This is a genomic window from Streptomyces sp. NPDC014801 (assembly GCF_043082085.1).
GTDB lineage: Bacteria > Actinomycetota > Actinomycetes > Streptomycetales > Streptomycetaceae > Streptomyces.
The window spans coordinates 386,887-411,736 of the sequence record NZ_JBIBXG010000009.1 but is presented as its reverse complement, the minus strand read 5'-3'; the positions used below and the strand labels follow the sequence as shown (position 1 = coordinate 411,736).

Annotated in this window: 24 protein-coding genes and 1 pseudogene; 15 read left to right on the top strand and 10 right to left on the bottom strand. The window is 73.9% G+C overall.

All coding sequences use genetic code 11. The annotated features are described in order from the left end of the window. The first annotated feature begins 16 nt into the window (after positions 1-16). Positions 17-817 carry a hypothetical protein gene (locus tag ACF1AL_RS23720; protein WP_391701052.1) on the top strand — a complete coding sequence of 267 codons (801 nt, stop codon included), beginning with the start codon at positions 17-19 and terminating at the stop codon, positions 815-817. A 41-nt stretch (positions 818-858) separates the two neighbouring features. Beyond that, the gene (locus ACF1AL_RS23715; protein WP_391827258.1) at positions 859-1,206 is read left to right on the top strand and encodes a rhodanese-like domain-containing protein; all 348 of its coding nucleotides are present in this window, start codon (positions 859-861) and stop codon (positions 1,204-1,206) included. A gap of 202 nt (positions 1,207-1,408) precedes the next feature. Here the strand turns inward: ACF1AL_RS23715 and ACF1AL_RS23710 are convergent, their stop codons facing one another. The 5 genes from ACF1AL_RS23710 to paaA are packed head-to-tail and all read right to left on the bottom strand — an operon-like array spanning position 1,409 to position 5,073. Next, positions 1,409-2,470, bottom strand: a complete 1,062-nt coding sequence (locus ACF1AL_RS23710) for a 2Fe-2S iron-sulfur cluster-binding protein (RefSeq protein WP_391827256.1) — start codon at positions 2,468-2,470, stop codon at positions 1,409-1,411. Beyond that, positions 2,470-3,027, bottom strand: coding sequence for a 1,2-phenylacetyl-CoA epoxidase subunit PaaD (gene paaD, locus ACF1AL_RS23705; protein WP_391778257.1), 558 nt, complete (start codon positions 3,025-3,027; stop codon positions 2,470-2,472). Before paaD ends, ACF1AL_RS23710 begins: the two co-directional genes overlap by 1 nt. Then, entirely contained in the window at positions 3,024-3,746 is a 723-nt protein-coding gene (gene paaC / locus ACF1AL_RS23700; RefSeq protein ID WP_384201423.1) for a 1,2-phenylacetyl-CoA epoxidase subunit PaaC, read from the bottom strand. The genes paaD and paaC overlap by 4 nt, the downstream gene beginning before the upstream one ends. Next, complete coding sequence (paaB, locus tag ACF1AL_RS23695; RefSeq protein ID WP_366835263.1) at positions 3,743-4,030, bottom strand: 1,2-phenylacetyl-CoA epoxidase subunit PaaB; 288 nt, start codon at positions 4,028-4,030, stop codon at positions 3,743-3,745. The genes paaC and paaB overlap by 4 nt, the downstream gene beginning before the upstream one ends. After that, positions 4,027-5,073, bottom strand: a complete 1,047-nt coding sequence (paaA, locus tag ACF1AL_RS23690; RefSeq protein WP_391827254.1) for a 1,2-phenylacetyl-CoA epoxidase subunit PaaA — start codon at positions 5,071-5,073, stop codon at positions 4,027-4,029. Before paaA ends, paaB begins: the two co-directional genes overlap by 4 nt. A 301-nt stretch (positions 5,074-5,374) precedes the next feature. On the opposite strand from paaA, the gene ACF1AL_RS23685 reads away from it, so the two are divergent. From ACF1AL_RS23685 to ACF1AL_RS23675, 3 genes are read left to right on the top strand one after another with little or no spacing between them, the layout of a single operon-like run. Continuing rightward, positions 5,375-6,349, top strand: a complete 975-nt coding sequence (locus ACF1AL_RS23685; RefSeq protein ID WP_391827252.1) for a DUF5819 family protein — start codon at positions 5,375-5,377, stop codon at positions 6,347-6,349. Further along, the gene (locus ACF1AL_RS23680; RefSeq protein WP_391827250.1) at positions 6,346-7,560 is read left to right on the top strand and encodes an HTTM domain-containing protein; all 1,215 of its coding nucleotides are present in this window, start codon (positions 6,346-6,348) and stop codon (positions 7,558-7,560) included. The genes ACF1AL_RS23685 and ACF1AL_RS23680 overlap by 4 nt, the downstream gene beginning before the upstream one ends. Next, positions 7,557-8,306 carry a TrmH family RNA methyltransferase gene (locus ACF1AL_RS23675; RefSeq protein WP_391701070.1) on the top strand — a complete coding sequence of 250 codons (750 nt, stop codon included), beginning with the start codon at positions 7,557-7,559 and terminating at the stop codon, positions 8,304-8,306. The genes ACF1AL_RS23680 and ACF1AL_RS23675 overlap by 4 nt, the downstream gene beginning before the upstream one ends. A gap of 79 nt (positions 8,307-8,385) precedes the next feature. Here the strand turns inward: ACF1AL_RS23675 and paaN are convergent, their stop codons facing one another. After that, positions 8,386-10,080, bottom strand: coding sequence for a phenylacetic acid degradation protein PaaN (gene paaN / locus ACF1AL_RS23670; protein ID WP_391701073.1), 1,695 nt, complete (start codon positions 10,078-10,080; stop codon positions 8,386-8,388). Between the two features lie 160 nt (positions 10,081-10,240). Between paaN and ACF1AL_RS23665 the strand changes: the two genes are divergently transcribed. Then, complete coding sequence (locus ACF1AL_RS23665) at positions 10,241-11,755, top strand: 3-hydroxyacyl-CoA dehydrogenase (RefSeq protein WP_386911345.1); 1,515 nt, start codon at positions 10,241-10,243, stop codon at positions 11,753-11,755. Beyond that, entirely contained in the window at positions 11,752-12,339 is a 588-nt protein-coding gene (locus ACF1AL_RS23660) for a TetR/AcrR family transcriptional regulator (RefSeq protein WP_366835270.1), read from the top strand. Before ACF1AL_RS23665 ends, ACF1AL_RS23660 begins: the two co-directional genes overlap by 4 nt. A 24-nt stretch (positions 12,340-12,363) precedes the next feature. On the opposite strand, the gene ACF1AL_RS23655 is transcribed toward ACF1AL_RS23660, so the two are convergent. Next, a complete protein-coding gene (locus ACF1AL_RS23655; protein WP_366835271.1) occupies positions 12,364-12,900 on the bottom strand; it encodes an Lrp/AsnC family transcriptional regulator in 537 nt (178 codons plus the stop codon). A gap of 172 nt (positions 12,901-13,072) precedes the next feature. On the opposite strand from ACF1AL_RS23655, the gene pdhA reads away from it, so the two are divergent. From pdhA to ACF1AL_RS23630, 5 genes are all read left to right on the top strand, one after another. After that, positions 13,073-14,221, top strand: a complete 1,149-nt coding sequence (gene pdhA, locus ACF1AL_RS23650) for a pyruvate dehydrogenase (acetyl-transferring) E1 component subunit alpha (RefSeq protein WP_366835272.1) — start codon at positions 13,073-13,075, stop codon at positions 14,219-14,221. After that, on the top strand, positions 14,218-15,222 hold the full coding sequence (locus ACF1AL_RS23645; RefSeq protein WP_391827248.1) for an alpha-ketoacid dehydrogenase subunit beta: 1,005 nt from the start codon (positions 14,218-14,220) through the stop codon (positions 15,220-15,222). The genes pdhA and ACF1AL_RS23645 overlap by 4 nt, the downstream gene beginning before the upstream one ends. Then, positions 15,222-16,697: a dihydrolipoamide acetyltransferase family protein gene (locus ACF1AL_RS23640; protein WP_391827246.1), complete on the top strand. Its 1,476-nt coding sequence runs from the start codon at positions 15,222-15,224 to the stop codon at positions 16,695-16,697. The genes ACF1AL_RS23645 and ACF1AL_RS23640 overlap by 1 nt, the downstream gene beginning before the upstream one ends. A gap of 160 nt (positions 16,698-16,857) precedes the next feature. Continuing rightward, on the top strand, positions 16,858-17,784 hold the full coding sequence (locus ACF1AL_RS23635) for an NTP transferase domain-containing protein (RefSeq protein ID WP_391820670.1): 927 nt from the start codon (positions 16,858-16,860) through the stop codon (positions 17,782-17,784). Next, complete coding sequence (locus ACF1AL_RS23630) at positions 17,781-19,286, top strand: molybdopterin molybdotransferase MoeA (RefSeq protein ID WP_391827244.1); 1,506 nt, start codon at positions 17,781-17,783, stop codon at positions 19,284-19,286. The genes ACF1AL_RS23635 and ACF1AL_RS23630 overlap by 4 nt, the downstream gene beginning before the upstream one ends. A 104-nt stretch (positions 19,287-19,390) precedes the next feature. Here the strand turns inward: ACF1AL_RS23630 and ACF1AL_RS23625 are convergent, their stop codons facing one another. Beyond that, entirely contained in the window at positions 19,391-20,509 is a 1,119-nt protein-coding gene (locus ACF1AL_RS23625; protein ID WP_391827242.1) for a potassium channel family protein, read from the bottom strand. Positions 20,510-20,591: 82 nt separating this feature from the next. Between ACF1AL_RS23625 and ACF1AL_RS23620 the strand changes: the two are divergent. Both ACF1AL_RS23620 and ACF1AL_RS23615 read left to right on the top strand, forming a co-directional pair. Further along, positions 20,592-21,269: pseudogene (locus ACF1AL_RS23620) on the top strand (potassium channel family protein); the annotation flags it as partial. 215 nt (positions 21,270-21,484) lie between these two features. Continuing rightward, positions 21,485-22,465, top strand: a complete 981-nt coding sequence (locus tag ACF1AL_RS23615) for an NAD(P)H-quinone oxidoreductase (RefSeq protein ID WP_391827240.1) — start codon at positions 21,485-21,487, stop codon at positions 22,463-22,465. 69 nt (positions 22,466-22,534) lie between these two features. Here ACF1AL_RS23615 and ACF1AL_RS23610 read toward each other — a convergent pair whose 3' ends face one another. Together ACF1AL_RS23610 and ACF1AL_RS23605 are read right to left on the bottom strand one after the other, a co-directional pair. Next, complete coding sequence (locus ACF1AL_RS23610; protein ID WP_386415325.1) at positions 22,535-23,092, bottom strand: hypothetical protein; 558 nt, start codon at positions 23,090-23,092, stop codon at positions 22,535-22,537. Positions 23,093-23,191: 99 nt separating this feature from the next. Continuing rightward, positions 23,192-24,115, bottom strand: coding sequence for a hypothetical protein (locus ACF1AL_RS23605; RefSeq protein ID WP_391827238.1), 924 nt, complete (start codon positions 24,113-24,115; stop codon positions 23,192-23,194). 164 nt (positions 24,116-24,279) lie between these two features. On the opposite strand from ACF1AL_RS23605, the gene ACF1AL_RS23600 reads away from it, so the two are divergent. Beyond that, on the top strand, positions 24,280-24,822 hold the full coding sequence (locus tag ACF1AL_RS23600) for a bacterial proteasome activator family protein (protein WP_366835281.1): 543 nt from the start codon (positions 24,280-24,282) through the stop codon (positions 24,820-24,822). Positions 24,823-24,850: the final 28 nt, after the last annotated feature.

Below are 24,850 nucleotides of genomic sequence, written 5' to 3'. Positions count from 1 at the left end.
CGCCTACGCTGAACGCGTGACGACCCCGGAACCCGGCCCCCGCCCCGAGGACCGCCTGGAGCAGGCCGTGCGGGCCGCCGAACAGGCCCTGATCGAGTACGAGATCGCGGTGGAGACCTTCCGCGTGGAGGTGGAGAACTTCTCCCGCCTCCACCACCAGCGCCTCGGCCCGATGTACGCCCGCATCGAGGAACTGGACGCCCAGATCGCCGAGGCCAGGGCCGCCCGCACCGGCGACCCGGAGGACCGGCGCCGGGCGCAGGAGCTGCGCGCCCGGCTGGAGCCGATCCCCGGGGTCGAGGAGCTGATGCACGGCTGGATGGACGAGTCCGGCCTGTTCCCGGAGGCGGCGGCGATGCTCACCGAGCAGCCCGTGCGGCCCCCGCAGCGGGTGCGGCCCAGCGACGAGGCCCGCCGGCTCTACCGCGAGCTGGCCCGCAAGGCCCACCCCGACCTGGCACAGGAGGAGGGCGAGCGAGTCCGGCGCGAGGAGTTCATCACCCGGGTCAACGCCGCCTACGCCCGCGGCGACGAGGCCGAGCTGCGGGAACTGGCCGAGGAGTGGGCGGCCGGCCCGGTGCCGCCGGAGCGCCGGCCCAGCCCCAGCGAGGAGCTGTACGCCCGCCTGGAGTGGCTCTCCCAGCGCAAGGAACTGCTCACGGTGCTCCAGCGCGAGCTGGAGGAGAGCGCGATCGGCTCCATGCTGCGCCTCGCGCCGGACGACCCCGACCGGCTGCTCGTGGAGATCGCCGGGCAGCTGCAGGCGGACATCACCGCCCGCGAGGCGGAACTGGCGACGCTGGCCGGCCGGCCGTAGGCGCACCGTGCGCGGCGCGCGCGTCGGGTAGCGTCGGAGGCATGAGTTTCGGAGCTGGTGTACCCACGGTCGAGGTCCAGGACGTCAAGGACGACGACTTCCTGCTGGACGTCCGTGAGGACGACGAGTGGCAGGCGGGTCACGCCACGGGTGCCCTGCACATCCCGATCAGCGAGTTCGTGGCCCGCTACGGCGAGCTGACCGAGGCCGCCCCACAGGACGGCCGCGTGCACGTGATCTGCCGCTCGGGCGGCCGGTCCGCGCAGGTCACGATGTACCTGGTCCAGCAGGGCATCGACGCGGTCAACGTCGACGGCGGCATGCAGGTCTGGGCCGCCACGGGCCGCCCCGTCATCACGGACGAGGGCAAGCCGGGACACGTCCTGTAGAACGCCGCCCAGCGGCAGCCCGGCGGGTGCCCGGCCATGAACCGTGCCGCGCGCCAGGGCTCAGCTGGGGACCTATGCCGTCCCGCGGTGGGGCGGGCGGCCGTGAACCGCCGTGCCGCCGCCCGCGGGGCGCGACCGGAGACCCGCACCCGCTCCCCGCGACGGGGTGGGCGGTTGTGGACCGTGCCGTCGCCCGCGGGGCTCAGCGGTCGAAGTCCAGCTCCACGCTTTCCGTCACCGGATGCGACTGGCAGGCCAGGACGTAGCCCGCCTCCGTCTCCTCCGGCTCCAGCGCGAAGTTGCGGTCCATACGCACCTCGCCGGAGACCAGGAAGGCCCGGCACGTTCCGCACACGCCGCCCTTGCAGGCGTAGGGCGCGTCGGCGCGGTTGCGCAGCACCGCCTCCAGCAGGGTCTCGCCCTCCCGCACCGGCCAGGTGCCGCCGCGTCCGTCGAGCCGGGCCGTGACCGTGCTGTGCGCCGGTGCGGTGGAGGCGGGCGCGGGGGAGGCCGCGTCCACGTGGAAGATCTCCTCGTGGATCCTGGCCCGGGCCACGCCCAGCCCGCGCAGCGCCCGCTCCGCCTCCTGCACCAGCCCGAACGGCCCGCACAGGAACCACCCCGCGACCTCCCCGACCGGCAGCAGCGCCGGCAGCAGCGAGGTCAGCCGCTCCTGGTCGAGCCGCCCGGACGGCAGGCCGGCCTGCTGCTCCTCCCGGGACAGCACGGTCACCAGCTGCAGCCGCTGCGGGTAGCGGTCCTTCAGGTCGGCGACCTCCTCCAGGAACATCGTGGAGGCGGACGTCCGGTCGCTGCGGATCAGGCAGAACCGGGCCCCGGGCTCCCGCGCCAGCAGCGTGGCCACGATCGACAGCACCGGAGTGATGCCACTGCCGCCGACGACCGCCGCGTACAGCCCGGGCGCCGGGTCGAGGGTGAACCGTCCCGCCGGGGTCATCACCTCGACCTCGTCCCCGACGTTGATCTCCTTCAGCGCGTACGTGGAGAAGGCCCCGCCCTCCACCAGCCGCACCCCGACTCGCAGGGTGCGCGGTCCCGGCCCGTCCGGCGCGGGCGCCGGGGAGCAGATGGAGTACGTCCGCCGTATCTCGGTGCCGTCGGCCACCCGGCGCAGGGCCAGGTGCTGGCCGGGCGCGTGCCGGTACTCCTCGCGCAGCTCCTCGGGCACGCTGAGGGTGAGGGCGACGGAGTCGTCGGTGAGCCGGTCGACCTCGGCCACGGGGAGCCGGTGGAAGCGGGCCATCACAACTCCTTGAAGTGGTCGAAGGGTTCACGGCAGGCCAGGCAGCGGCGCAGCGCCTTGCACGCGGTGGAGGAGAAGCGGCTCAGCAGCTCGGTGTCGGCGGAACCGCAGTGGGGGCAGCGCACCGGCTCGGCGTCCTCGGCGTTCTCCGGGGACCGGGGGGACCCGGTGTCGCGGACGCGGGTGGCGCCGAGGGTGACCGGGACCGGTCCCGCCTCCCGCCGCACCCGGGGCGGCGCGATGCCGAACTCCCGCAGTTTCCGGCGGCCTTCGTCGCTGATGTCGTCGGTGGACCAGGCCGGGGCGAGCACCGTGCGGACGGTGACCTCACGCATGCCGTGCGCCCGCAGGGCCCGTTCTATGTCGGTGCTCATCGCCTCGATCGCGGGGCAGCCCGTGTACGTCGGGGTCAGCTCGACCTCGACCGCGTCGGCGCCGCGCACCCGGACCGCGCGCACCACACCCAGCTCCTGCAGGGTGAGCACGGGAAGTTCGGGGTCGGGCACCGCGCCGGCGATCTCCAGCAGCCTCGCCTCGAGCGGGGTGGTGGTGGTCACCATGACGCCCCCGGGTGGCTGCGGTGCAGGTGCTGCATCTCGGCGAGCATCCGCCCGAACGACTCGGTGTGCAGGCCCTGGCGGCCCGCTCCGGCCGTCCACGCCCCGGACTGCGGGCCCTCGGGCAGGGTCAGGGTCGCGCGGTGCAGCACGTCGGAGACCGACGTGAGCCAGTTCTCGCGCAGCCGGTCCCAGTCCACGCCGTCCAGCCCCTCGACCGGCTGGAACATCTCGCCGGTGAACCGCCACAGCGCCGCGCAGGCCCGCTGCATGCGCGCGTGGCTCTCCTCGGTGCCGTCGCCGAGCCGCAGCGTCCACTGCTCGGCGTGGTCGCGGTGGTAGGCGGTCTCCTTGACGGCCTTGCCTGCGAGCGGGGCGAACGGGCCGTCGCCCGTGGCCAGTTCGGCGTGCAGCAGGTGCTGGTAGGTGGAGAAGTACAGCTGCCGGGCGATGGTGTGCGCGAAGTCGCCGTTCGGCTGCTCCACCAGCTGGAGGTTGGTGAAGGCGCGCTCCTCGCGCAGATAGGCCAGTTCGTCCTCGTCGCCGGCCAGGGAGAGCAGCACGCGGGCCTGGCCGAGCAGGTCGAGGGCGATGTTGGCGAGCGCGACCTCCTCCTCCAGGACGGGGGCGTGGCCCATCCACTCCCCGAGGCGGTGGGAGAGCACCAGCGCGTCGTCGCCCAGCGCGAGGGCCGCCGTGGCGGGAACCGTCGTGGTCACAGGTGCTGCACCCCCTCCGGGATCTCGTAGAACGTCGGGTGCCGGTAGGGCTTGTCGGCGGCCGGCTCGAAGAACGGGTCCTTCTCGTCCGGCGAGGAGGCGGTGATCGCCGCCGAGGGCACGACCCAGATGGAGACGCCCTCGCCGCGCCGGGTGTACAGGTCGCGGGCGTTGCGCAGGGCCAGTTCCGCGTCGGGCGCGTGCAGGCTGCCGGCGTGGGTGTGGGACAGTCCGCGGCGCGAGCGCACGAAGACCTCCCACAGGGGCCAGTCGGTGTTGGTCATGCCTGCTCCACTCCCCTGATGCCGGTGTCCGTGCCGGCGGTCCGTGTTCCGGCGGCGGCGCCGGAGTGCTTCGCCGCGTGGGCCGCGGCCGCCTCGCGCACCCACGCGCCCTCCTCGTGGGCCCGTCGGCGCTGGGTGATGCGCTGTTCGTTGCACGGGCCGTTGCCCTTGAGGACGTCCCGGAACTCGGCCCAGTCGATCGGGCCGAAGTCGTAGTGCCCGCGCTCCTCGTTCCACCGCAGGTCCGGGTCGGGGAGCGTCAGGCCGAGGCTCTCGGCCTGCGGGACGCAGATGTCCACGAAGCGCTGGCGCAGCTCGTCGTTGGAGTGCCGCTTGATCTTCCAGGCCATCGACTGCGCGGAGTGCGCGGACTCGTCGTCGGGCGGGCCGAACATCATCAGCGACGGCCACCACCAGCGGTCCACCGCGTCCTGCGCCATCGCGTGCTGCTCGGGGGTGCCCTTGCTGAGCGTGAGCAGCAGCTCGTAGCCCTGGCGCTGGTGGAAGGACTCCTCCTTGCAGATGCGGACCATGGCGCGCGCGTACGGCCCGTAGGAGCAGCGGCACAGCGGGACCTGGTTGGTGATCGCGGCGCCGTCCACCAGCCACCCGATCGCGCCGACGTCCGCCCAGGTCAGCGTGGGGTAGTTGAAGATCGAGGAGTACTTCTGGCGGCCGTTGTGCAGCTTGTCGAGCAGTTCGTCGCGGCCCGTGCCGAGGGTCTCGGCCGCGCTGTACAGATACAGCCCGTGGCCGGCCTCGTCCTGGACCTTGGCCATGAGGATCGCCTTGCGCCGCAGCGAGGGCGCGCGGGTGATCCAGTTGGCCTCCGGCTGCATGCCGATGATCTCGGAGTGCGCGTGCTGCGCGATCTGCCGGACCAGCGTCGCGCGGTAGGCGTCCGGCATCCAGTCGCGCGGCTCGATGCGCTCGTCGGCGGCCACGGCGGCGTCGAAGGCCTGCTCGTAAGCGGCGTCGGCGGTGCCGTCCGGGGTGTCGTACACCCCACTGCGGCTCGTGTCGTGCGCGGCTGCTGTCGCCATGCGGTCCCCCTCGACCTTGGGTTCTGACCCGGCATGCTCCCGACCGATCGTTCGGTCCGTGCGATTCCATGGTGGGACGGGCGTCGTAAGGTGTCAACCGCTGTGGACAACCCGTGTCCCGCCCTGTGGACAACCGCGTGCACGTGCACGGCGGCCGCGGTCCGGGGGAGGGCTGTGCCGGGCCGGTGGGGCTGAGTACCGTTCCGTGCGGGCATCGCGCGGCCGCGCCGCGCGACTGCCGGGCGGGGGCCGGAGACCACCACGGCGGAGCTGGACATCAGGACATCGGAAACGGGGCGGAATGGACACGTACGGCGGTAAAGACGCGTACGGCGGTGGCGCGGACGCCCCGCCGGGATCGGACGGCCGCCCGGCGGACCGCGAACGCCCGCCCGCACCGGACGCTGCTCCCACACCCGAGCCCGGCCAAGCCGTCCGGGCGACCCCGCCTGGCGCCGACGGCGCACCAGTAACTCCGGCACCGTCTGTCGCCGACGGCGCACCCGCAGCACCGGCACCGCCCACCCCGGAGATACCGGCGACCCCTCCAGCGCCGGCGACCCCTGCAACACCTGCGGCCACACCGCCACCTGCCACCCCCGACGCCACGCCTCCACCCGCCGCCCCCCGCACCGGCGTGGCCGCTCTCTCCCCCCGCTACCAGATCGGTGCCGCGCTCGCGCTGGCCGCCGTCGCCGTCGCAGTGTGCGTGCACATCGGCATGGTCTTTCTGCACGTCGCGCCCGCCAACACGGTGAGCCGCGCACACGGCACCGTGGTCGACGAGTGGATCTACCCGGAGTTCGAGCAGAACTGGAAGCTGTTCGCGCCCAACCCGCTCCAGCAGAACATCGCCGTCGAGGTCCGCGCCGAGATCCGCACCGCGGGCGGCGACGTGCGCACCACCGACTGGTACGGCCTGTCCGCGCAGGACGGCCGTGACATCCAGGGCAACCCGCTGCCCAGCCACACCCAGCAGAACGAGCTGCGCCGCGCCTGGGACTTCCTCACCGCCTCCCACACCGCCGACAACCGGCCCTTGGGCCTGCGCGGCACGCTCGCCGAGACGTATCTGCGCCGGATCGCGGTGCTCCGCCTGGACCGGGCCGGTCTGGCCGGTGACGGCGGCACGGTGGAGCGCGTGCAGTTCCGCTCCCGCACCACCCCCGTGCCCCCGCCCCGGTGGAGCGGTGAGCAGGTCTCGATGAAGCCGGTGCTCCGGGAGCTGCCCTGGTGGACGGTCTCGCAGGACGAGGCGCGCGGAGGTGCCCGGTGAACCGTCTCGCCCTGTCCGTGTCCGGCGCCATCGCCCGCGTCACCGAGGCCGCCCTCGGCCCTTACCAGACCGCGCTGATCCGCATCGGCTTCGCCACCACCTGGCTGCTGTTCCTGCTGCGGGAGTTCCCGCACCGCGCCGAGCTCTACGGCCCCGACGGCCCGTGGAGCTGGGACCTGGCCCGGCAGCTGATCGGCACCAACGGCGCCTTCACCGTGCTGATGTGGTCCGACAGCCGGGTGTGGTTCGAGCTCGTCTACGCCCTCGCCGTGGCCGCCTCCGTGCTGCTCGCGCTCGGCTGGCGCACCCGGACCACGTCCGTGCTGTTCATGGTCGGCGTGCTGTCGCTGCAGAACCGCAGCGTCTTCATGGGCGACGGCGGCGACAACGTCCTGCATCTGATGGCGATCTACCTCGTCTTCACGCGCTGCGCCCAGGTCTGGTCGCTGGACGCGCGCCGGGCGCGGCGGGCCGAGCGGGCACGCGCGCGGGGCGAGCGGGCGCCGGACCGCGTGGGGCCCGCGCTGTGGGCGGTCCTCGGCCTGGTGCTGGTCCTGGCGAGCGCGGCCGGCCGCTTCGACGGTCAGGAGTGGGTGATTCCCGCGCTGCTGTGGGCGGTGTGGCTGGTGCAGGGCCTGTGGTGGATCATGGGCCGGCGCTCGCGCGGCGGTCAGGCACGCGTCCTGCTGGACGTGATCGCCAACCTGCTGCACAACGGCGCCCTGGTGGTGATCATGGCCGAGGCGTGCCTGATCTACGCCACGGCCGGCTGGTACAAGATCCAGGGCTCGCGCTGGCAGGACGGCACCGCCGTCTACTACCCGCTGCACCTGGACTACTTCACGCCCTGGCCCGGCCTCGCCGATCTGATGTCCACCAGCGGGACGATCATGCTGGTCGTCACCTACGGCACCGTGATCGTGCAGGTCGCCTTCCCGTTCACCCTGTTCAACCGGCGGGTGAAGAACGTCCTGCTGGCCGCGATGATGACCGAGCACGCGGTGATCGCCGTCGTCCTCGGACTGCCGTTCTTCTCGCTGGCGATGATCGTCGCGGACTCGGTGTTCCTGCCGACGTCGTTCCTGCGCCGCCTCGGGAACGCCGCCGCACGCGCGCGTGGCCGGCTGCGTCCGCCCGGCCGCACCGCCGAGCTGCCCGCCCCGCGCTCCCCGGAGGCCGCCGAGCAGCCGCACGTAGGCTCTACGGCATGACCGACCCCCTGGCCGCCTGGCGGCGCCTCGCCGGTTCCGCGGTGCTGCTGGACGGCTTCCACGCCCTCAAGCACGCCGTGCGCTTCGGCGCCGAGGTGCCGGTCGCGGTCACCACCGACCGCGGCGCCGCGCTCGCGCTCGCCGACGAGCTGGCCCCGGACGTACGGGACGCGCTGGACGGACTGCTGACCGAGGTGCCCGAGACGGCGTACGCCTCGCTGGTGCCGCGCCCGCATCCCACGGCCGTCGCCGCCCTGGCCGTACGGCCAGGGCGGGAGGAGCATCTGCGGACGCTGGCGCGCCTGCCCCGCCGGGCGCCGGTCGTGGTCCTGGACAACCCGCGCAACCTGGGCAACGCCGGGGCCGTGATCCGGCTGGCCGCCGGATTCGGCGCGACCGGCGTGGTCACCACCGGCACCCTCGACCCCTGGCACCCCACGGTCGTGCGCGGCGGTGCGGGACTGCACTTCGCGACCGCCGTGGAGCGGCTGGAGCCGGCGGAACTGCCGCCGGGGCCGCTGTTCGCGCTGGACCCCGAGGGCGAGGACATCCGGGGAGTGAAGCTCCCCGACGACGCCGTCCTCGCCTTCGGCTCCGAGCGCAGCGGCCTGTCGGAGGCGCTGCGCGCGCGGGCGGACCATCTGCTGGCACTGCCGATGCGCCCCCAGGTCTCCAGCTACAACCTGGCCACCAGCGTGGCCATGACGCTGTACCACTGGAGCGCGGGCACGGGAGCGCCCCGCTAGGGGCGCCCGCCCTCGGGGCGCGGCCCGTCAGGGAGGGCCCCGCTAGGGGGCGCCCCGCCCTGGGGGAGCGGCCCGTGCCTCAGGCCTGCCGGCGCACCTCCACCACGCGGAAGCGGTTCGCCACGAACGCCCCGTCGCACAGCGCGGCGTTGGCCGCCGGGTTGCCGCCCGAGCCGTGGAAGTCGGAGAACGCCGCCGTCTGGTTGACGTACACCCCGCCGGTGAGGTTGAAGGACAGCTGGGCGGCCTCCTCCAGGCAGACCTCCTCGATCTGCTCCTGGACCTCGCCGTCGCTCGTGTAGGCGCCGACCGTCATCGCGCCCTTCTCGCGGATCGTGCGCCGCAGCAGCTCCACCGCGTCGGTGATCGAGTCGACGGCGACGGCGAAGGAGACGGGCCCGAAGCACTCGCTCATGTAGGCGGCCTCGGCGTCCGGCTTGGCGCCGTCCAGCTTGACGATCACCGGAGTGCGCACGACCGCGCCCGGGAACTCGGGGTTGGCGATCTCGCGGGAGGCGAGGGCGACCTCGCCGAGGCCGGCCGCCGCCTCCAGGCGCGCCTTCACGTCCGGGTTGACGATGGCGCCGAGCAGCGCGTTCGCCCGGGCGTCGTCGCCCAGCAGGCCGTCCACGGCCCGCGCGAGGTCGGCGACCACCTCGTCGTACGACTTCGGGCCGGCGTCGGTGCGGATGCCCTCGCGCGGGATCAGCAGGTTCTGCGGGGTGGTGCACATCTGGCCGCTGTACAGCGACAGCGAGAACGCCAGGTTCGACAGCATGCCCTTGTAGTCGTCCGTCGACTCCACGATCACCGTGTTGACGCCGGCCTTCTCGGTGTAGACCTGCGCCTGGCGGGCGTTGGTCTCCAGCCAGTCGCCGAAGGACGTCGAGCCGGTGTAGTCGATGATCCGGATCTCCGGGCGGGTGGCGAGCGTCTTGGCGATGCCCTCGCCGGGCCGCTCGGCGGCCAGGGCCACCAGGTTGGGGTCGAAGCCGGCCTCGGCGAGCACCTGGCGCGCGACCTGCACGGTCAGCGCGAGCGGCAGCACCGCGCGCGGGTGCGGCTTGACCAGGACGGCGTTGCCAGTGGCCAGCGAGGCGAACAGGCCCGGGTAGCCGTTCCAGGTCGGGAAGGTGTTGCAGCCGATGACCAGGCCGATGCCGCGCGGGACGGGCGTGAACTGCTTGGTGAGGGCGAGCGGGTCGCGCTTGCCCTGCGGCTTGGTCCACTCGGCGACCTCGGGCGTGCGGGCCTGCTCCACGTACGCGTAGGCCACCGCCTCCAGGCCGCGGTCCTGCGCGTGCGGGCCGCCCGCCTGGAACGCCATCATGAACGCCTGGCCGGAGGTGTGACTGACGGCGTGGGCGAACTCGTGCGTCCGGTCGCTGATCCGCTTGAGGATCTCCAGGCACACCACGGCCCGCACCTCGGCGCCCGCGTCCCGCCAGGCGCGCTGCCCGGCCTTCATCGCGGGCAGCAGCACGTCGATGTCCGCGTGCGGGTACGTCACGCCCAGCTCGATGCCGTACGGGGAGACCTCGCCGCCCACCCAGTCGTCGGTGCCGGGCTGGTCCAGGTCCAGGCGGGTGCCGAGCAGGGCGTCGAAGGCGGCCTTGCCCGCCGCCGCGTCCAGGCTGCCGTGCTCCTCGCCGTAGGCCTTGGGGTGCTCGGGGTGCGGGGACCAGTACGCGCGCGTGCGGATCGCTTCGAGCGCCTGGTCGAGGGTGGGCCGGTGCCTGGCGATCAGGTCGTTCGCGGTCAGTTCGGCGGCCATGCGGGACCAACTCCTCGTCTCAAGAACTCTTCGTCGAGTTCATGACCTGGGCGAAACCATGGGCGGGAACAGCAGGACAGAGTTAGAGTAACCGAACGATCGGTCGGGACAAGGGGGCCTGCCGCATCTGTGGAAAACGCCGTGCGGGAGGATCGCGCACATGACAGCACTCGACCTCAGCAGCCCCGTGGCCGTCGTCGGCACCGGCACCATGGGCCAGGGCATCGCCCAGGTCGCGCTGGTCGCCGGCCACCCCGTGCGGCTGTACGACGCCGTGCCGGGACGTGCCGCCGAAGCGGCCGACGCGATCGGCGCCCGCCTCGACCGGCTCGTCGAGAAGGACCGGCTCACCGCCGCCGCCCGGGACGCCGCCCGCGCCCGCCTCACGCCCGCCGACACCCTCGCCGGCCTCGCCGGCTGCGCCCTCGTCGTCGAGGCGGTCCTGGAGCGGCTGGACGTCAAGCAGCAGCTGTTCCGCGAGCTGGAGGAGATCGTCGGCGAGGACTGCCTGCTCGCCACCAACACCTCCTCCCTGTCGGTCACCGCGATCGGCGGCGCCCTGCGCCAGCCCGGCCGCTTCGTCGGCCTGCACTTCTTCAACCCCGCGCCGCTCCTGCCGCTCGTCGAGGTCGTCTCCGGCTTCGCCACCGACGTCTCCTCCGCCACGCGCGCGTACGAGACCGCCCGCGCCTGGGGCAAGACGCCCGTCGCCTGCGCGGACACCCCCGGCTTCATCGTCAACCGCATCGCGCGCCCTTTCTACGCCGAGGCCTTCGCCGTCCTGGAGTCCCAGGGCGCCGACCCGGCCACCATCGACGCCGTGCTGCGCGAGAGCGGCGGCTTCAAGATGGGCGCGTTCGAACTGACCGACCTGATCGGGCAGGACGTCAACGAGTCCGTCACCCACTCGGTGTGGCAGTCCTTCTTCCAGGACGTGCGCTTCACCCCCTCCCTCGCCCAGCGGCGCCTGGTCGAGTCCGGCCGGCTCGGCCGCAAGAGCGGCCAGGGCTGGTACGACTACCGGGACGGCGCCGAGCGGCCCGAACCGCACACCGCGGAGCCGCAGAAGGCACCCGCCTACGTCGTCGCCGAGGGCGACCTGGGGCCCGCGGGCGAACTCCTCGCGCTGATCCGCGAGGCGGGCATCCAGGTCCGCGACGAGGACGAGGACAACGGCACCCGCCTGGTGCTGCCCTCCGGCGGCCAGCTGGCCCTCGCCGACGGGCAGACCTCCGTGGAGTTCAGCGACGTCGTCTACTTCGACCTCGCCCTGGACTACCGCAAGGCCGGCCGCATCGCCCTGGCCGCCTCCCAGGACACCTCCGCGCAGACCCTCTCCGAGGCCATCGGGCTCTTCCAGGCCCTCGGCAAGAAGGTCAGCGTCATCGGCGACGTGCCCGGCATGATCGTCGCCCGCACGGTCGCCCGGATCGTCGACCTCGCGCACGACGCCGTCGCCAAGGGCGTCGCCACCGAGGAGGACGTCGACACCGCGATGCGCCTCGGCGTCAACTACCCCCTCGGCCCCTTCGAGTGGAGCCGGCGCGTGGGCACGCGGTGGGTGCACGAGCTGCTGGAGGAGCTGAACCTGCGGGAGCCGTCGGGGCGTTACGCCCCCTCGCTCGCGCTGTACCGCCACGCGCACGCCGCCGATTCGCGGGAGGGCACCCCATGACCACCGCCAAGCGCGACACGTACACCCCGGAGACCCTGCTCTCCGTCGCCGTGCGCGTCTTCAACGAGCGCGGCTACGACGGCACCTCCATGGAGCACCTGTCCAAAGCGGCCGGCATCTCCAAGTCGTCGATCTACCACCACGTCACCGGCAAGGAGGACCTGCTGCGGCGGGCCGTCAGCCGGGCGCTGGACGGGCTGTTCGCGATCCTCGACGAGGAGCACGCACGCGTGGGGCGCGCCGCGGAGCGCCTGGAGTACGTCGTGCGGCGCATGGTCGAGGTGCTCATCGCGGAACTGCCGTACGTGACGCTGCTGCTGCGGGTGCGCGGCAACACGGGCACCGAGCGGTGGGCGCTGGAGCGGCGCCGCGACTTCGACCACCGGGTCGCCGAGCTGCTCAAGGCGGCGGCCGCGGACGGGGACGTACGCGGCGACGTGGAGGTGCGGCTCGCGACCCGGCTGGTCTTCGGGATGATCAACTCCATCGTGGAGTGGTATCGGCCCGACGGGCGCGGCATGGGCGAACGCGAAGTCGCCGACGCGGTGGCGCGGTTGGTGTTCTCGGGACTGCGCAGGGCCTGAGGCCCCGTCCCGCCGCGGCCGGGCTCAGCCCTGGGGCTCCAGGTCCTCCTCCTCGAAGACCAGCAGCGTGCGGGTGCTGAGCACCTCGGGGATCGCCTGGAGCCGGGTGAGCACCAGCTCGCGCAGGGCCCGGTTGTCGGAGGTGTGCACGAGCAGCAGCACGTCGAAGTCGCCCCCGACCAGGGCGATGTGGGAGGCGCCGGGCAGCTGCCGCAGCTGCTCGCGCACGGTCCGCCAGGAGTTCTGCACGATCTTCAGCGTGATGTACGCCGACGTGCCCTGGCCCGCCCGCTCATGGTCGACGCGGGCGCCGAAACCGCGGATGACGCCGTCCTCGACGAGACGGTTGATGCGCGCGTAGGCGTTGGCGCGCGAGACGTGGACCCGCTCGGCGACCGACCGTATCGAGGCGCGGCCGTCCGCCTGCAGCATCCGCAGGATGTCGTGGTCGATGGCGTCCAGCGGCCGCGCGGCCGACGCCAGGCCTCCGGTGGCCGGGACCGCCGGCGCCGACGGGCCCCCGGCCGGGTCCGCGGGATCGGCCATTTGTTCAGATGCCATGTCCCCCCACCTTCCTGCCATGGACGTACTGCATTCATCTCAGGCTGTGGAGAACCGTTTGTCCACAGCCTGAGGCCACCCGTAGCCAAAATGTGCCGGCGACCGAACAATCGGTAGGTGAGGCGCATCACTGAGGCTGCGCCTACAGCCGCTCCCACGAGGAGGTGCCGTCATGACGGTCATGGAGCAGCGAGGCGCGTACAAGCCCTCGCCGCCGCCCGCCTGGCAGCCCCGCACGGATCCCGGGCCGCTGCTGCCCGACGCCGAGCCCTACCGGGTCCTCGGCACCGAGGCCGCCGCCAAGGCCGATCCGGCGCTGCTGCGCCGCCTGTACGCGCACCTGGTGCGCGGCCGCCGCTACAACGCCCAGGCCACCGCCCTGACCAAGCAGGGCCGCCTGGCCGTGTACCCCTCCAGCACCGGGCAGGAGGCCTGCGAGATCGCCGCCGCGCTCGTCCTGCAGGAGCAGGACTGGCTCTTCCCCAGCTACCGCGACACCCTCGCCGCCGTCGCCCGCGGCGTGGACCCGGTCGAGGCGCTCACGCTGCTGCGCGGCGACTGGCACACCGGCTACGACCCCTACGAGCACCGCGTCGCCCCGCTGAGCACCCCGCTGGCCACCCAGCTCCCGCACGCCGTCGGCCTCGCGCACGCCGCCCGCCTCAAGGGCGACGACGTGGTCGCCCTCGCCCTGGTCGGCGACGGCGGCACCAGCGAGGGCGACTTCCACGAGGCGCTGAACTTCGCCGCCGTCTGGCAGGCCCCCGTCGTCTTCCTGGTGCAGAACAACGGCTTCGCGATCTCCGTCCCCCTCGCCAAGCAGACCGCCGCGCCCTCCCTGGCCCACAAGGCCGTCGGCTACGGCATGCCCGGCCGCCTGGTCGACGGCAACGACGCGGCCGCCGTGCACGAGGTCCTCTCCGACGCGGTGCGCCACGCGCGCGCCGGTGGCGGCCCCACCCTCGTCGAGGCCATCACCTACCGCGTGGACGCCCACACCAACGCCGACGACGCCACCCGCTACCGCGGCGACGGCGAGGTCGAGGCCTGGCGCGCCCATGACCCGATCCGGCTGCTGGAGCACGAGCTGACCGAACGCGGCCTGCTCGACGAGGACGGCATCGAGGCCGCCCGCCAGGACGCCGAGGCCCTCGCCGCCGACCTGCGCGAACGCATGAACCGCGACCCGCAGCTCGACCCCGCCGACCTGTTCGCGCACGTCTTCGCCGAGCCCACGCCGCAGCTGCGTGAGCAGCAGGCGCTGCTGGAGGCCGAACTGGCGGCCGAGCGGGAGAACGGCCAGGAAGGGACGCACCGATGACCACCGTCGCCGTCAAGCCCGCCACCATGGCGCAGGCCCTCACGCGCGCGCTGCGCGACGCGCTGGCGGCCGACCCCGCCGTGCACGTCATGGGCGAGGACGTCGGCACCCTCGGCGGCGTCTTCCGCGTCACCGACGGCCTGGCCAAGGAGTTCGGCGACGACCGCTGCACCGACACCCCGCTCGCCGAGGCCGGCATCCTCGGCACCGCCGTCGGCATGGCCATGTACGGCCTGCGCCCGGTCGTCGAGATGCAGTTCGACGCCTTCGCCTACCCGGCGTTCGAGCAGCTCGTCAGCCATGTCGCCCGCATGCGCAACCGCACCCGCGGAAAGATGCCCCTGCCCCTCACCGTCCGCGTCCCCTACGGCGGCGGCATCGGCGGCGTCGAGCACCACAGCGACTCCTCCGAGGCGTACTACATGGCGACTCCGGGGCTCCATGTCGTCACGCCCGCGACCGTCGCCGACGCCTACGGGCTGCTGCGCGCGGCCATCGCCTCCGACGACCCGGTCGTCTTCCTCGAACCCAAGCGCCTGTACTGGTCGAAGGACTCCTGGAACCCCGACGAGCCCACCCCCGTCGAGCCCATCGGGCGCGCGGTGGTGCGCCGCACCGGCCGCAGCGCCACGCTGATCACCTACGGCCCGTCGCTCCCCGTCTGCCTGGAGGCCGCCGAGGCCGCCCGCGCCGAGGGCTGGGACCTGGAGGTCGTCGACCTGCGCTCCCTGGTGCCCTTCGACGACGAGACGGTCTGCGCGTCCGTGCGGCGCACCGGGCGCGCGGTCGTCGTCCACGAGTCCGGCACCTTCGGCGGCCCCGGCGGGGAGATCGCCGCCCGGGTCACCGAGCGCTGCTTCCACCACCTGGAGGCGCCGGTGCTGCGCGTGGCCGGCTTCGACATCCCCTACCCGCCGCCGATGCTGGAGCGGCACCACCTTCCCGGCGTCGACCGGATCCTGGACGCCGTGGCGCGTCTGCAGTGGGAGGCCGAGGGCTGATGGCACAGGTGCTGGAGTTCAAGCTGCCCGACCTCGGTGAGGGGCTCACCGAGGCGGAGATCGTGCGCTGGCTGGTCCAGGTCGGTGACGTCGTCGCCGTCGACCAGCCCGTCGTCGAGGTCGAGACCGCCAAGGCGATGGTCGAGGTGCCCTGCCCCTACGGCGGCGTGGTCACCGCACGCTTCGGCGAGGAGGGCGAGGAGCTGCCCGTCGGGGCGCCGCTGCTGACCGTGGCGGTCGGCGCGCCCGCCTCCGGCGGTGACGCGCCAGCAGGGGGCGGACTCCCCGGCGCGGAGGAGGCCTCGCGCGCGGGCTCCGGCACCACCGAGGGCTCGGGCAACGTCCTGGTCGGCTACGGCACCGGGGCGCCCCCCGCGCGGCGCCGCCGGGTGCGGGCGGCCGGCCCCCTCGGCGCGGGCACACCGGGCGGTCCGTCCGCGCCCGGGCACCCGGCACCGGGCTCCGGCCGGACGCACGGGGCGGCCCGCACGGAACCGGGGGCCGTGGGCTTCCGCGAGCCGGGCGTGGTGCAGCCCGCACCCGCCCGCACCGCCCCGCTCCACGCCGAGGGCCCCGTCCCGGTCATCTCCCCGCTCGTCCGCCGGCTCGCCCGGGACAACGGCCTGGACCTGCGCGAACTGCACGGCTCCGGACCCGACGGGCTCATCCTGCGCGCGGACGTCGAGCAGGCGCTGCGCGCCGCGACGGCCCGGCAGGCACCGCCGGCCGCCGACACGCCGGTCCGCTCGTCCCCCGCGCCCTCCCGGCTCTCCTCCGCGCCCGCCGACGGCGTCCGGACCCCGCTCAAGGGCGTTCGCGGGGCCGTCGCCGACAAGCTGTCCCGCAGCCGCCGGGAGATCCCGGACGCGACGTGCTGGGTGGACGCCGACGCGACGGAGCTGATGCGCGCCCGCGCCGCGATGAACGCGGCCGGAGGGCCGAAGATCTCCCTCCTCGCCCTGCTGGCCCGTATCTGCACCGCCGCGCTGGCCCGCTTCCCCGAGCTGAACTCCACCGTGGACACCGAGGCCCGGGAGATCGTCCGGCTCGACCAGGTGCACCTGGGGTTCGCGGCGCAGACCGAGCGCGGGCTGGTCGTGCCCGTCGTGCGGGACGCCCACGCCCGCGACGCCGAGTCGCTGACCGCGGAGTTCGCCCGGCTGACCGAAGCCGCCCGCACCGGCACGCTGACGCCCGGAGAACTGACCGGCGGCACCTTCACGCTGAACAACTACGGCGTGTTCGGCGTCGACGGCTCCACGCCGATCATCAACCACCCCGAGGCGGCCATGCTCGGCGTCGGCCGCATCGTGCCGAAGCCGTGGGTGCACGAGGGCGAGCTGGCGGTCCGCCAGGTCGTGCAGCTCTCGCTCACCTTCGACCACCGGGTGTGCGACGGCGGCACGGCAGGAGGCTTCCTGCGCTATGTCGCCGACTGCGTCGAACAGCCGGCGGTGCTGCTGCGGACCCTGTGAGCGTGATGCCGCCGCCGGGCCGTCGATACGCCGGCCTGCGGCGGCGGCAGCGCATCGGGTGGATCTGCGGTGGGTGCGTCTGAGGGCGGGCGTCCACCGAGACCGCCCGCCCTGGTGATCCCGCGTTCCCTGTGATCGTGGGGGCGCGCATACTCGGGGGGTGACCGCCTACGAGCCCCCCGAGACCGGTGACGGCAGCGCCCCCGGCGCCTACGACGCCGTCGTGCTGGCCGGGGGTGCCGCCCGGCGGCTCGGCGGCGCGGACAAACCCGGCGTGCGGGTGGGCGGACGCCCCCTGCTCGACCGCGTGCTCACGGCCTGCGCCGGCGCCCGTACCACCGTCGTGGTCGCCGACCCCCGGCCCACCTCCCGCCCGGTCCTCTGGACTCGCGAGGACCCGCCCGGCGGGGGACCCCTCGCCGCCCTCGCCGCCGGACTGCGGCACACCGCCGCCGACCACGTGCTGCTGCTCTCCGCCGACCTGCCCTTCCTCGGCCCGGCCACGGTCGCCCGCCTGCTCGCCGCCCTGCGGGACACCCCGGCCGACGGCGTGCTGCTCACCGACCCCGACGGTCGCGACCAGCCGCTCGTCGCCGCCTACCGCGCGGCCGGCCTGCGCCGCGCCCTCGCCCACCTCGGCACCGAGCACGGGGACCTCACCGGCCTGCCCCTGCGCCGGCTCACCGCACGTCTGGACCTCACCCGCCTCACCGACCCGGTCGCGTCCTTCGACTGCGACACCTGGGACGACATCGCCACCGCCAGAGCACGCATCAGGGAGCATGGGCACGTGTTGGATGAATGGATCTCCTCGGTCAAGGACGAGCTGGGCATCGACCTCGACGTCGACACCGGTGTCCTGCTCGACCTCGCCCGCGACGCCGCCCACGGCGTGGCCCGCCCCGCGGCCCCGCTGACCACGTTCCTCGTCGGCTACGCGGCCGCCAGCGCCGGAGGCGGCCCGGAGGCCGTCGCCGAGGCCGCCCGCAAGGCCGCCGCCCTGGCCCAGCGCTGGGCCGGCGAGGGCGAGGATCAGCCCGACGTGGCCCCCGACGCCACGCCCGACACCCGCCCGGACGCCGGATGACCGCCCGCGGCATCCGGGACGAGCCGGACGCCGACGACCTCGACGTCGAGGAGGCGCTCGCCCTGGTCAAGGACCAGCCGCACCCCGGCCGTGCCGGCGAGCACGTCCCCGCGCCCGCCACGGGAGCCGACTCCCCCGACGACCAGTACACGGGCGACCGGCACAAGGGCGATCGGCACGGCGGCACCGACCGGCGCTCCGACGGCCGGAACGGCGGCGCGGACCGGCGCTCCCACGGCCGGAACGGCGGCGGGGACGCGCCCGGCGACTCCGGCCGCTCCGGCCGGGACACCCGGCACAAGGCAACCCCCTGGCCCGAGGCCCGCGCGATCGCCGCCCGCGCCGGACGAGCGCGTGCCGGCCGCGACACCACCGTCTCCGTGTCCCTGACCGACGCGCTCGGCCTGTCCCTGGCCGCCCCGCTCACCGCCCTCACCGACCTGCCGTCCTTCGACACCTCCGCGATGGACGGCTGGGCGGTCGCCGGACCGGGACCCTGGGACGTCCGCGAGACCGGAGTGCTCGCCGGGAACGCCGAGCCCGAACCACTCTCCGACGGCGAGGCCGTCCGCATCGCCACCGGCGCCCGCGTCCCGGCGGACACCACAGCGGTGCTGCGCAGCGAGCACGGCCGCACCGACGACAAGGACCGGCTGCACGCCACCCGGGAGATCGTCCCCGGTCAGGACATCCGCCCCCGCGGCCAGGAGTGCCGCAAGGGCGACCAGCTGCTCGCCGCCGGAGCCCTCGTCACCCCGGCGGTGCTCGGCCTGGCGGCGGCCGCCGGCTACGACACCCTCACCGCCGTACGCCGGCCGCGCGTCGACCTTCTCGTCCTCGGCGACGAACTGCTCACCGAGGGGCTGCCGCGCGAGGGACTGATCCGGGACGCCCTGGGCCCGCTGCTGCCGCCGTGGCTGCGCGCGCTCGGCGCCGAGGTCACCTCCGTGCGCCGGCTCGGGGACGACGCCGAGGCCCTGTACACCGCCGTCACCACGTCCGAGGCCGATCTGATCGTCACCACCGGCGGCACCGCCGCGGGTCCCGTGGATCACGTCCACCCCACGCTGCGGCGGATCGGCGCCGAGCTGCTGGTCGACGGCGTCAAGGTGCGCCCCGGGCACCCGATGCTGCTCGCCCGGCTCAAGGAGGACCAGCACCTCGTCGGGCTGCCCGGCAACCCGCTGGCCGCGGTCTCCGGCCTGCTCACGCTCGCCGAGCCGCTGCTGCGCGCGCTCGCCGCCCACCCGGTACCCGAGCGCTACAGCCTCCCGCTGCGGGACGCGGTGCACGGCCATCCGCACGACACCCGGCTCGTCCCGGTCGTCCTGCGCGGCGACCAGGCCGTACCGCTGCACTACAACGGCCCGGCGATGCTGCGGGGCATCGCGGCGGCCGACGCCCTCGCCGTCGTCCCGCCGGGCGGGGCCGCGCAGGGGCGGGAGACGGAGATGCTCGACCTGCCGTGGGCGACCGGAGGAATCGGCGTCTGTTTCACGTGAAACACCGTCACCCGGGTCATTCGTCAGGAACGTCACCCTGCGTATGTTTCACGTGAAACGCCGCCACTGGGGTGTTTCACGTGAAACACCCTCGGCGAGCCCGCTCACCCCTCCTCGGGAGCCGGTACCGCTCGGCTCACCGTGATCACGCGGTCCCCGGCGCGCAGCTCCGACAGCCGGGGATCGGTGTAGGCCAGCAGGTGTTTGCCGCGCACCACCGCCACCACCACGTCGGCACAGGCGCGCGGCGCCCTTCCGACCTCCTCCGCCGTCACGGGCCGCTCCACGAGGTCGAGGCCGCTGCCGAGGGTCATCAGGTCCTCCAGGGTCCGGGCCACGGACGGGCTCACCATGGACACCCCGAGCAGGCGCCCGGCCGAACTGGACGTGGTGATGACCGTGTCCGCGCCCGACTGCTTGAGCAACGGCGCGTTCTCGTCCTCCCGTACGGCCGCGACGATCGTGGCGCGCCGGTTGAGCTGACGGGCCGTGAGCGTGACCAGCGTGGCGGTGTCGTCGCGCTGCGGGGCGACGATGACCCGACCGGCCCGCTGCACCTCGGCCTTGAGCAGCGTCTCGGACCGCGTGGCGTCACCGGTGACCGAGACCAGGCCGTCGTCGGCGGCCGCGTTCGCCGCCTTGCGCTGGGAGTCCACGACGACGATCCGGTCCCGGGCGATGCCCTGTCCGACGAGTGTCTGCACGGCGTGGCGGCCCTTCGTGCCGTAGCCGATGACGACAACGTGGTTCTGGGTGCGGGAGCGCCAGCGGTGGATGCGGACCTGCTGGCGGGTGCGCTCGGTGAGGACTTCCAGGGTGGTGCCGACCAGGATGATCAGGAACAGCACGCGCAGGGGCGTGATGATGAGGATGTTCACGAACCGGGCCGAGTCGCTGACCGGGGTGATGTCGCCGTAGCCGGTGGTGGAGAGGGTGACCGTGGCGTAGTAGGCCGCGTCGAGCAGGTCGACCACGTCGTCGGCGCCGTCGCGGTAGCCGTCGCGGTCGGCGTAGACGATGAGCGTGGTGACGACGAGGACCAGCAGGGCCATCGCGAGGCGCCGCAGCACCTGTTGCAGCGGGGGCGTGACCGTCTGGGTGGGCATGGTGATGGCCCGGCCGGCCTCGGCGTCGTCACGGGCCTCGGTGCGCGTGCGGTACCAGACCGACCGCAGGAGCGAGGACTTCCGCGCCCGTCGCGTCGATGGGTGCTCGGCCTTCATCGTGTGCCCCCTGCTTCGGTGATCCGTTCGGACGGCACCATGGTTGCGGACGGGGCCGTGCCCGTCAGGATCCAACACGAGCTGGGAGGCCACCGTGCGCGACCACACCGTTGTCGTCGGCTTCGGCACCAAGGGACGGTCCGCCATCCGGACCGTGTGCGCGACGGGGCTGAAGAAGGAGCGGGTCGTGGTGATCGACCCGTCCGCGAAGGTGATCGACGCCGCGATCGCAGAGGGCTACACCGGCGTGGTCGGCGACGGCACCCGCAGTGACGTGCTGCGCCGGGCGGAGGTGCAGCGGGCCGGACGGATCGTCATCGCGACCCAGCGCGACGACACGGCCGTCCTGGTCGCGCTGACGGCCCGCCAGCTTAACGCGGACGCGATGATCGTGGCCGCGGTGCGGGAGGAGGAGAACGCGCCGCTGCTCAAGCAGTCGGGCGCCGACGAGGTCATCACCAGCGCGGGCGCGGCGGGCCGGCTGCTGGGGCTGTCCGTGCTCAGCCCCGCGGCGGGGGTGGTCATGGAGGACCTCATCCAGCAGGGCAGCGGGCTGGACCTGGTGGAGCGGCCGGTCACCCGGGCCGAGGCGGGCCGCCGCCCGCGGGAGACGCAGGACCTGGTGGTGAGCGTGGTGCGCGGGCACCGGGTGCTGGGCTACGACGACCCGGCCGTGGGCGTGCTCCAGTTGACGGACCGGCTCATCACGATCGTCCGGGCACCGGAGCCGCCGGCCGGCCCCGGGCCCGCGTGCACTTGAGCCCTGGCCCGCGCGCACTTGAGCCCCGGGCCCGCGTCCACTTGAGCCCCGGGCCTGCGGCACGAGGACACGCCCCGGCGGACACCACCCACTCCGCCCGGGCATCGACACCACTCACCCCGCCCGGGCGTCGTCGGCACCGTCCGCCCCTGCCATGGCGCGGACACGGTGGACGTCCCGTGGCGCGGGTGCGGGGCAGGAGTAGCGTCGCCCTCATGCATGCGATCACGATTCCCGAACCTGGTGGGCCCGAGGCACTGGTGTGGGACGAGGTCCCCGACCCGGTGCCCGGCGAGGGCGAGGTGCTGGTCGAGGTGGCGGCCAGCGCCGTCAACCGCGCCGACATCCTGCAGCGGCAGGGCTTCTACGACCCGCCGCCCGGCGCGTCCCCGTACCCCGGACTGGAGTGCTCCGGGCGGATCGCCGCGCTCGGCCCCGGCGTGTCCGGCTGGTCCGTCGGCGACGAGGTGTGCGCGTTGCTGTCGGGCGGCGGCTACGCCGAGAAGGTCGCCGTGCCCGCCGGTCAGTTGCTGCCGCTGCCGCAGGGCGTTCAGCTGACGCAGGCCGCCGCGCTGCCCGAGGTGGTCTGCACGGTCTGGTCGAACGTGTTCATGGTCGCCCACCTGCGGCCCGGCGAGACGCTGCTGGTGCACGGCGGCTCCAGCGGCATCGGCACGATGGCGATCCAGCTCGCCAAGGCGGTCGGCGCGAAGGTCGCGGTCACCGCGGGCACGAAGGAGAAGCTGGACTACTGCGCCGAACTCGGCGCCGACATCCTGGTCAACTACCGCGAGCAGGACTTCGTCGAGGAGGTCCGCAAGGCGACCGACGGCGCCGGCGTGGACGTCATCCTCGACAACATGGGCGCCAAGTACCTGGACCGCAATGTGCGCGCCCTCGCCGTCAACGGGCGGCTCGCGATCATCGGCATGCAGGGCGGCGTGAAGGCCGAGCTGAACATCGCCGCCCTGCTGAACAAGCGCGGCGCGATCAGCGCGACCTCGCTGAGGGCCCGGCCCCTGGGCGAGAAGGCGGCCATCGTCGCCGCCGTACGCGAGCACGTGTGGCCGCTGTTCGCCGGCGGGCATGTGCGTCCCGTCGTCGACCGCGAGCTGCCGATGAGCGACGCGGCCGCCGGGCATCGGGTCGTGGAGGACAGCGGGCACATCGGGAAGGTGCTGCTGGTCACGGGCTGACCGGTCAGCCCCGACCGGTCAGCCCCGACCGGTCAACCCCGACCGGTCACGCTCTGACCGGGCGGGCGCCTAGGAGTCGTTCCCCTCGCCGGGCTCGTTCGCGGGCTCGGCGTCGGGGCCCTGGGCGCGCACCCGCTGGACCTGCTCCAGGGAGTCCCGCAGCTCGCTCAGCCAGTCGTCGGTGTGCCGTCGTACGAGCCGGACGCACCAGGCGAGCGCGTCGCTGCGGCTGCGGGCCACACCGGCGGCGACCAGGGTGTCCAGTACCTGCCGTTCCGGCTGCCGCAGCCGGGTCATCACCGGGGCCGCGACGTGGGTGAACAGCACTCGCTCGCCCCCGCACTCGACGCCCCACGACACCTTCTTGCGGAACCGGTGCTCGGCCTCCCGGGCCACGCCGACCCGTTCCTCGCGGGTCCGCTCCCGGAACTCCTGCACCCGGCCCTGTACCGCCGCCTCCCGCTCGACCGCCGAGGCGGACTCGGGCAGCCGGGGCTCGGGGATCTCACCGATGACGGTGATCTCCTCGCGGTCGACCGTCACCTCCACCAGCCTCTCGAAGAGACCGTCCGGCAGCCGGCCGGCGAACCAGCCACGCAACCGCTCACGCTGATCCGTTGTAATCATGTAATCGACGTTACTCGCCTACGAGGCCATGGCAAGGGGTTGGCGCTCTGGAACTGTCAGGGATCGAGGCGTACGGCCCGGCAGTGATCGACTCGCGGGCTAGTGACCGCCGGGCCGGGGGCGGAAGTACCGGGCGTCGCGGCGCAGCCGCAACGCGAGCAGGCCGAGCGCCAGGCCCAGCCCGATCAGGACCAGACCGCTGCCGAGCGGCAGGATCCGCAGGACCGGGCCGGCCGCGCCCTGCGCCCGCGTCACCGACCGCTGCCCGGGCACATCCGCGGACTCGGACGGCGCGAGCGCGGAGTCGTCCCCGGCCGTCTCCTCCGGTGCGGCGGGCTCGTCGCCGACGTCGAGGCCCTCGTCCTCCTCCAGTCCCTCCTGCGCCTCACGTACCGGGTCCGGGGCGCGCCCCGGACGCTGCCGGCCCTCGCCCGCCCGGCTGCCGGCCCGCGTGGGCTCGGCGGCGGAGGCCGACGGATCCGTCGACGCGGACGGGCCCGGCCGTGCGGAGAAGGCGGCGGAGGGGGAGTGCGAGGGCCGCTCGCCGCGCGACGGCGACTCGCCACGCGACGGCGACTCGGCGTGCGAGGGCGCGGAGGAGTGGGAGGGGGCGTGGGCGTGAGGGGAGGGACGGCCGGGGGCGGAGTGAGCGGCGCCCGCACCGTCGGAACCGCCCGCGTCGACCGCGTCACCGGCGCCTTCGCGCCCCCCTGAGCCCTCCGACCCTGACGCCTCCGACCCCTCGGACCCGTCGGAGCCCCCGGTCTCGCCGTCGCCGCCGTCGGAACGGGAGGACGACGCGGCGCCGGAGGGCGCGGAGGAGGCCAGCGAGGGCGAGGCGAAGAGCGGGTCGCGCAAGGACTGGCCACCGGCCGCCCCGGCCGGCCACGCCACCGACGACCGGACCGTCCGTCCGGCCGCCGCCGCGGGCGTCACCGCCATGCCCGCCAGCGTGCCCGCCGTGACCCCGGCGAGCACCCCGCACACCCCTGTCGCGCGCGCCGCGCGCCGCCATGGAGTCACGTCGGTGACCCCCTCCCGGAGTCAGGCCGCAAGATCGATGGAACAAGCCTGGCACGGGCGGACAGACCCGGCATTCCGGATTGCCCCGTCGGATGGAAACGGTGGATCAACCCCGGACGGGGGCACCACCGTGGTGAGGTACAGGGGTGCGAGAGAATGACGGTATGGAGATGCCGAGGAACGATAGGTCGCCGGAGAACGCCCAGAAGATCCTGGTCGTGGGTCAGGACGGCATGGCGCTCGGCGGTGCCGACTCAGACGACGAGCAGCGCGAGATCCCGGTCACGGAGCAGGTCGAGCAGCCCGCGAAGGTCATGCGGATCGGCAGCATGATCAAGCAGCTGCTGGAGGAGGTCCGCGTGGCTCCTCTGGACGAGGCGAGCCGGGTCCGGCTGAAGGAGATCCACGCCAGCTCGGTCAAGGAGCTGGAGGACGGCCTGGCTCCGGAGCTCGTGGAGGAGCTGGAACGGCTGTCCCTGCCGTTCACGGACGAGGCGACGCCCTCGGACGCGGAACTGCGCATCGCACAGGCCCAGTTGGTCGGCTGGCTGGAGGGTCTCTTCCACGGCATCCAGACGACGCTGTTCGCCCAGCAGATGGCCGCGCGGGCCCAGCTGGAGCAGATGCGCCGCGCCCTCCCGCCGGGCGCGATGCACGACGGCGAGGATCCCCGCACCGGCGGCCGCTCCGGCGGACCGTACCTGTAGACGCGCGTCACCGTGACGAAGGGGCCCG

Bases quoted from the DNA above. Each gene is read 5' to 3' on its own strand.
- ACF1AL_RS23715 (WP_391827258.1), top strand. From the start codon at position 859: ATGAGTTTCGGAGCTGGTGTACCCACGGTCGAGGTCCAGGACGTCAAG.
- ACF1AL_RS23710 (WP_391827256.1), bottom strand. From the start codon at position 2,470: ATGGCCCGCTTCCACCGGCTCCCCGTGGCCGAGGTCGACCGGCTCACC.
- paaB (WP_366835263.1), bottom strand. From the start codon at position 4,030: ATGACCAACACCGACTGGCCCCTGTGGGAGGTCTTCGTGCGCTCGCGC.
- paaA (WP_391827254.1), bottom strand. From the start codon at position 5,073: ATGGCGACAGCAGCCGCGCACGACACGAGCCGCAGTGGGGTGTACGAC.
- ACF1AL_RS23685 (WP_391827252.1), top strand. From the start codon at position 5,375: ATGGACACGTACGGCGGTAAAGACGCGTACGGCGGTGGCGCGGACGCC.
- ACF1AL_RS23675 (WP_391701070.1), top strand. From the start codon at position 7,557: ATGACCGACCCCCTGGCCGCCTGGCGGCGCCTCGCCGGTTCCGCGGTG.
- paaN (WP_391701073.1), bottom strand. From the start codon at position 10,080: ATGGCCGCCGAACTGACCGCGAACGACCTGATCGCCAGGCACCGGCCC.
- ACF1AL_RS23665 (WP_386911345.1), top strand. From the start codon at position 10,241: ATGACAGCACTCGACCTCAGCAGCCCCGTGGCCGTCGTCGGCACCGGC.
- ACF1AL_RS23660 (WP_366835270.1), top strand. From the start codon at position 11,752: ATGACCACCGCCAAGCGCGACACGTACACCCCGGAGACCCTGCTCTCC.
- ACF1AL_RS23655 (WP_366835271.1), bottom strand. From the start codon at position 12,900: ATGGCATCTGAACAAATGGCCGATCCCGCGGACCCGGCCGGGGGCCCG.
- pdhA (WP_366835272.1), top strand. From the start codon at position 13,073: ATGACGGTCATGGAGCAGCGAGGCGCGTACAAGCCCTCGCCGCCGCCC.
- ACF1AL_RS23645 (WP_391827248.1), top strand. From the start codon at position 14,218: ATGACCACCGTCGCCGTCAAGCCCGCCACCATGGCGCAGGCCCTCACG.
- ACF1AL_RS23640 (WP_391827246.1), top strand. From the start codon at position 15,222: ATGGCACAGGTGCTGGAGTTCAAGCTGCCCGACCTCGGTGAGGGGCTC.
- ACF1AL_RS23630 (WP_391827244.1), top strand. From the start codon at position 17,781: ATGACCGCCCGCGGCATCCGGGACGAGCCGGACGCCGACGACCTCGAC.
- ACF1AL_RS23625 (WP_391827242.1), bottom strand. From the start codon at position 20,509: ATGAAGGCCGAGCACCCATCGACGCGACGGGCGCGGAAGTCCTCGCTC.
- ACF1AL_RS23615 (WP_391827240.1), top strand. From the start codon at position 21,485: ATGCATGCGATCACGATTCCCGAACCTGGTGGGCCCGAGGCACTGGTG.
- ACF1AL_RS23610 (WP_386415325.1), bottom strand. From the start codon at position 23,092: ATGATTACAACGGATCAGCGTGAGCGGTTGCGTGGCTGGTTCGCCGGC.
- ACF1AL_RS23600 (WP_366835281.1), top strand. From the start codon at position 24,280: ATGGAGATGCCGAGGAACGATAGGTCGCCGGAGAACGCCCAGAAGATC.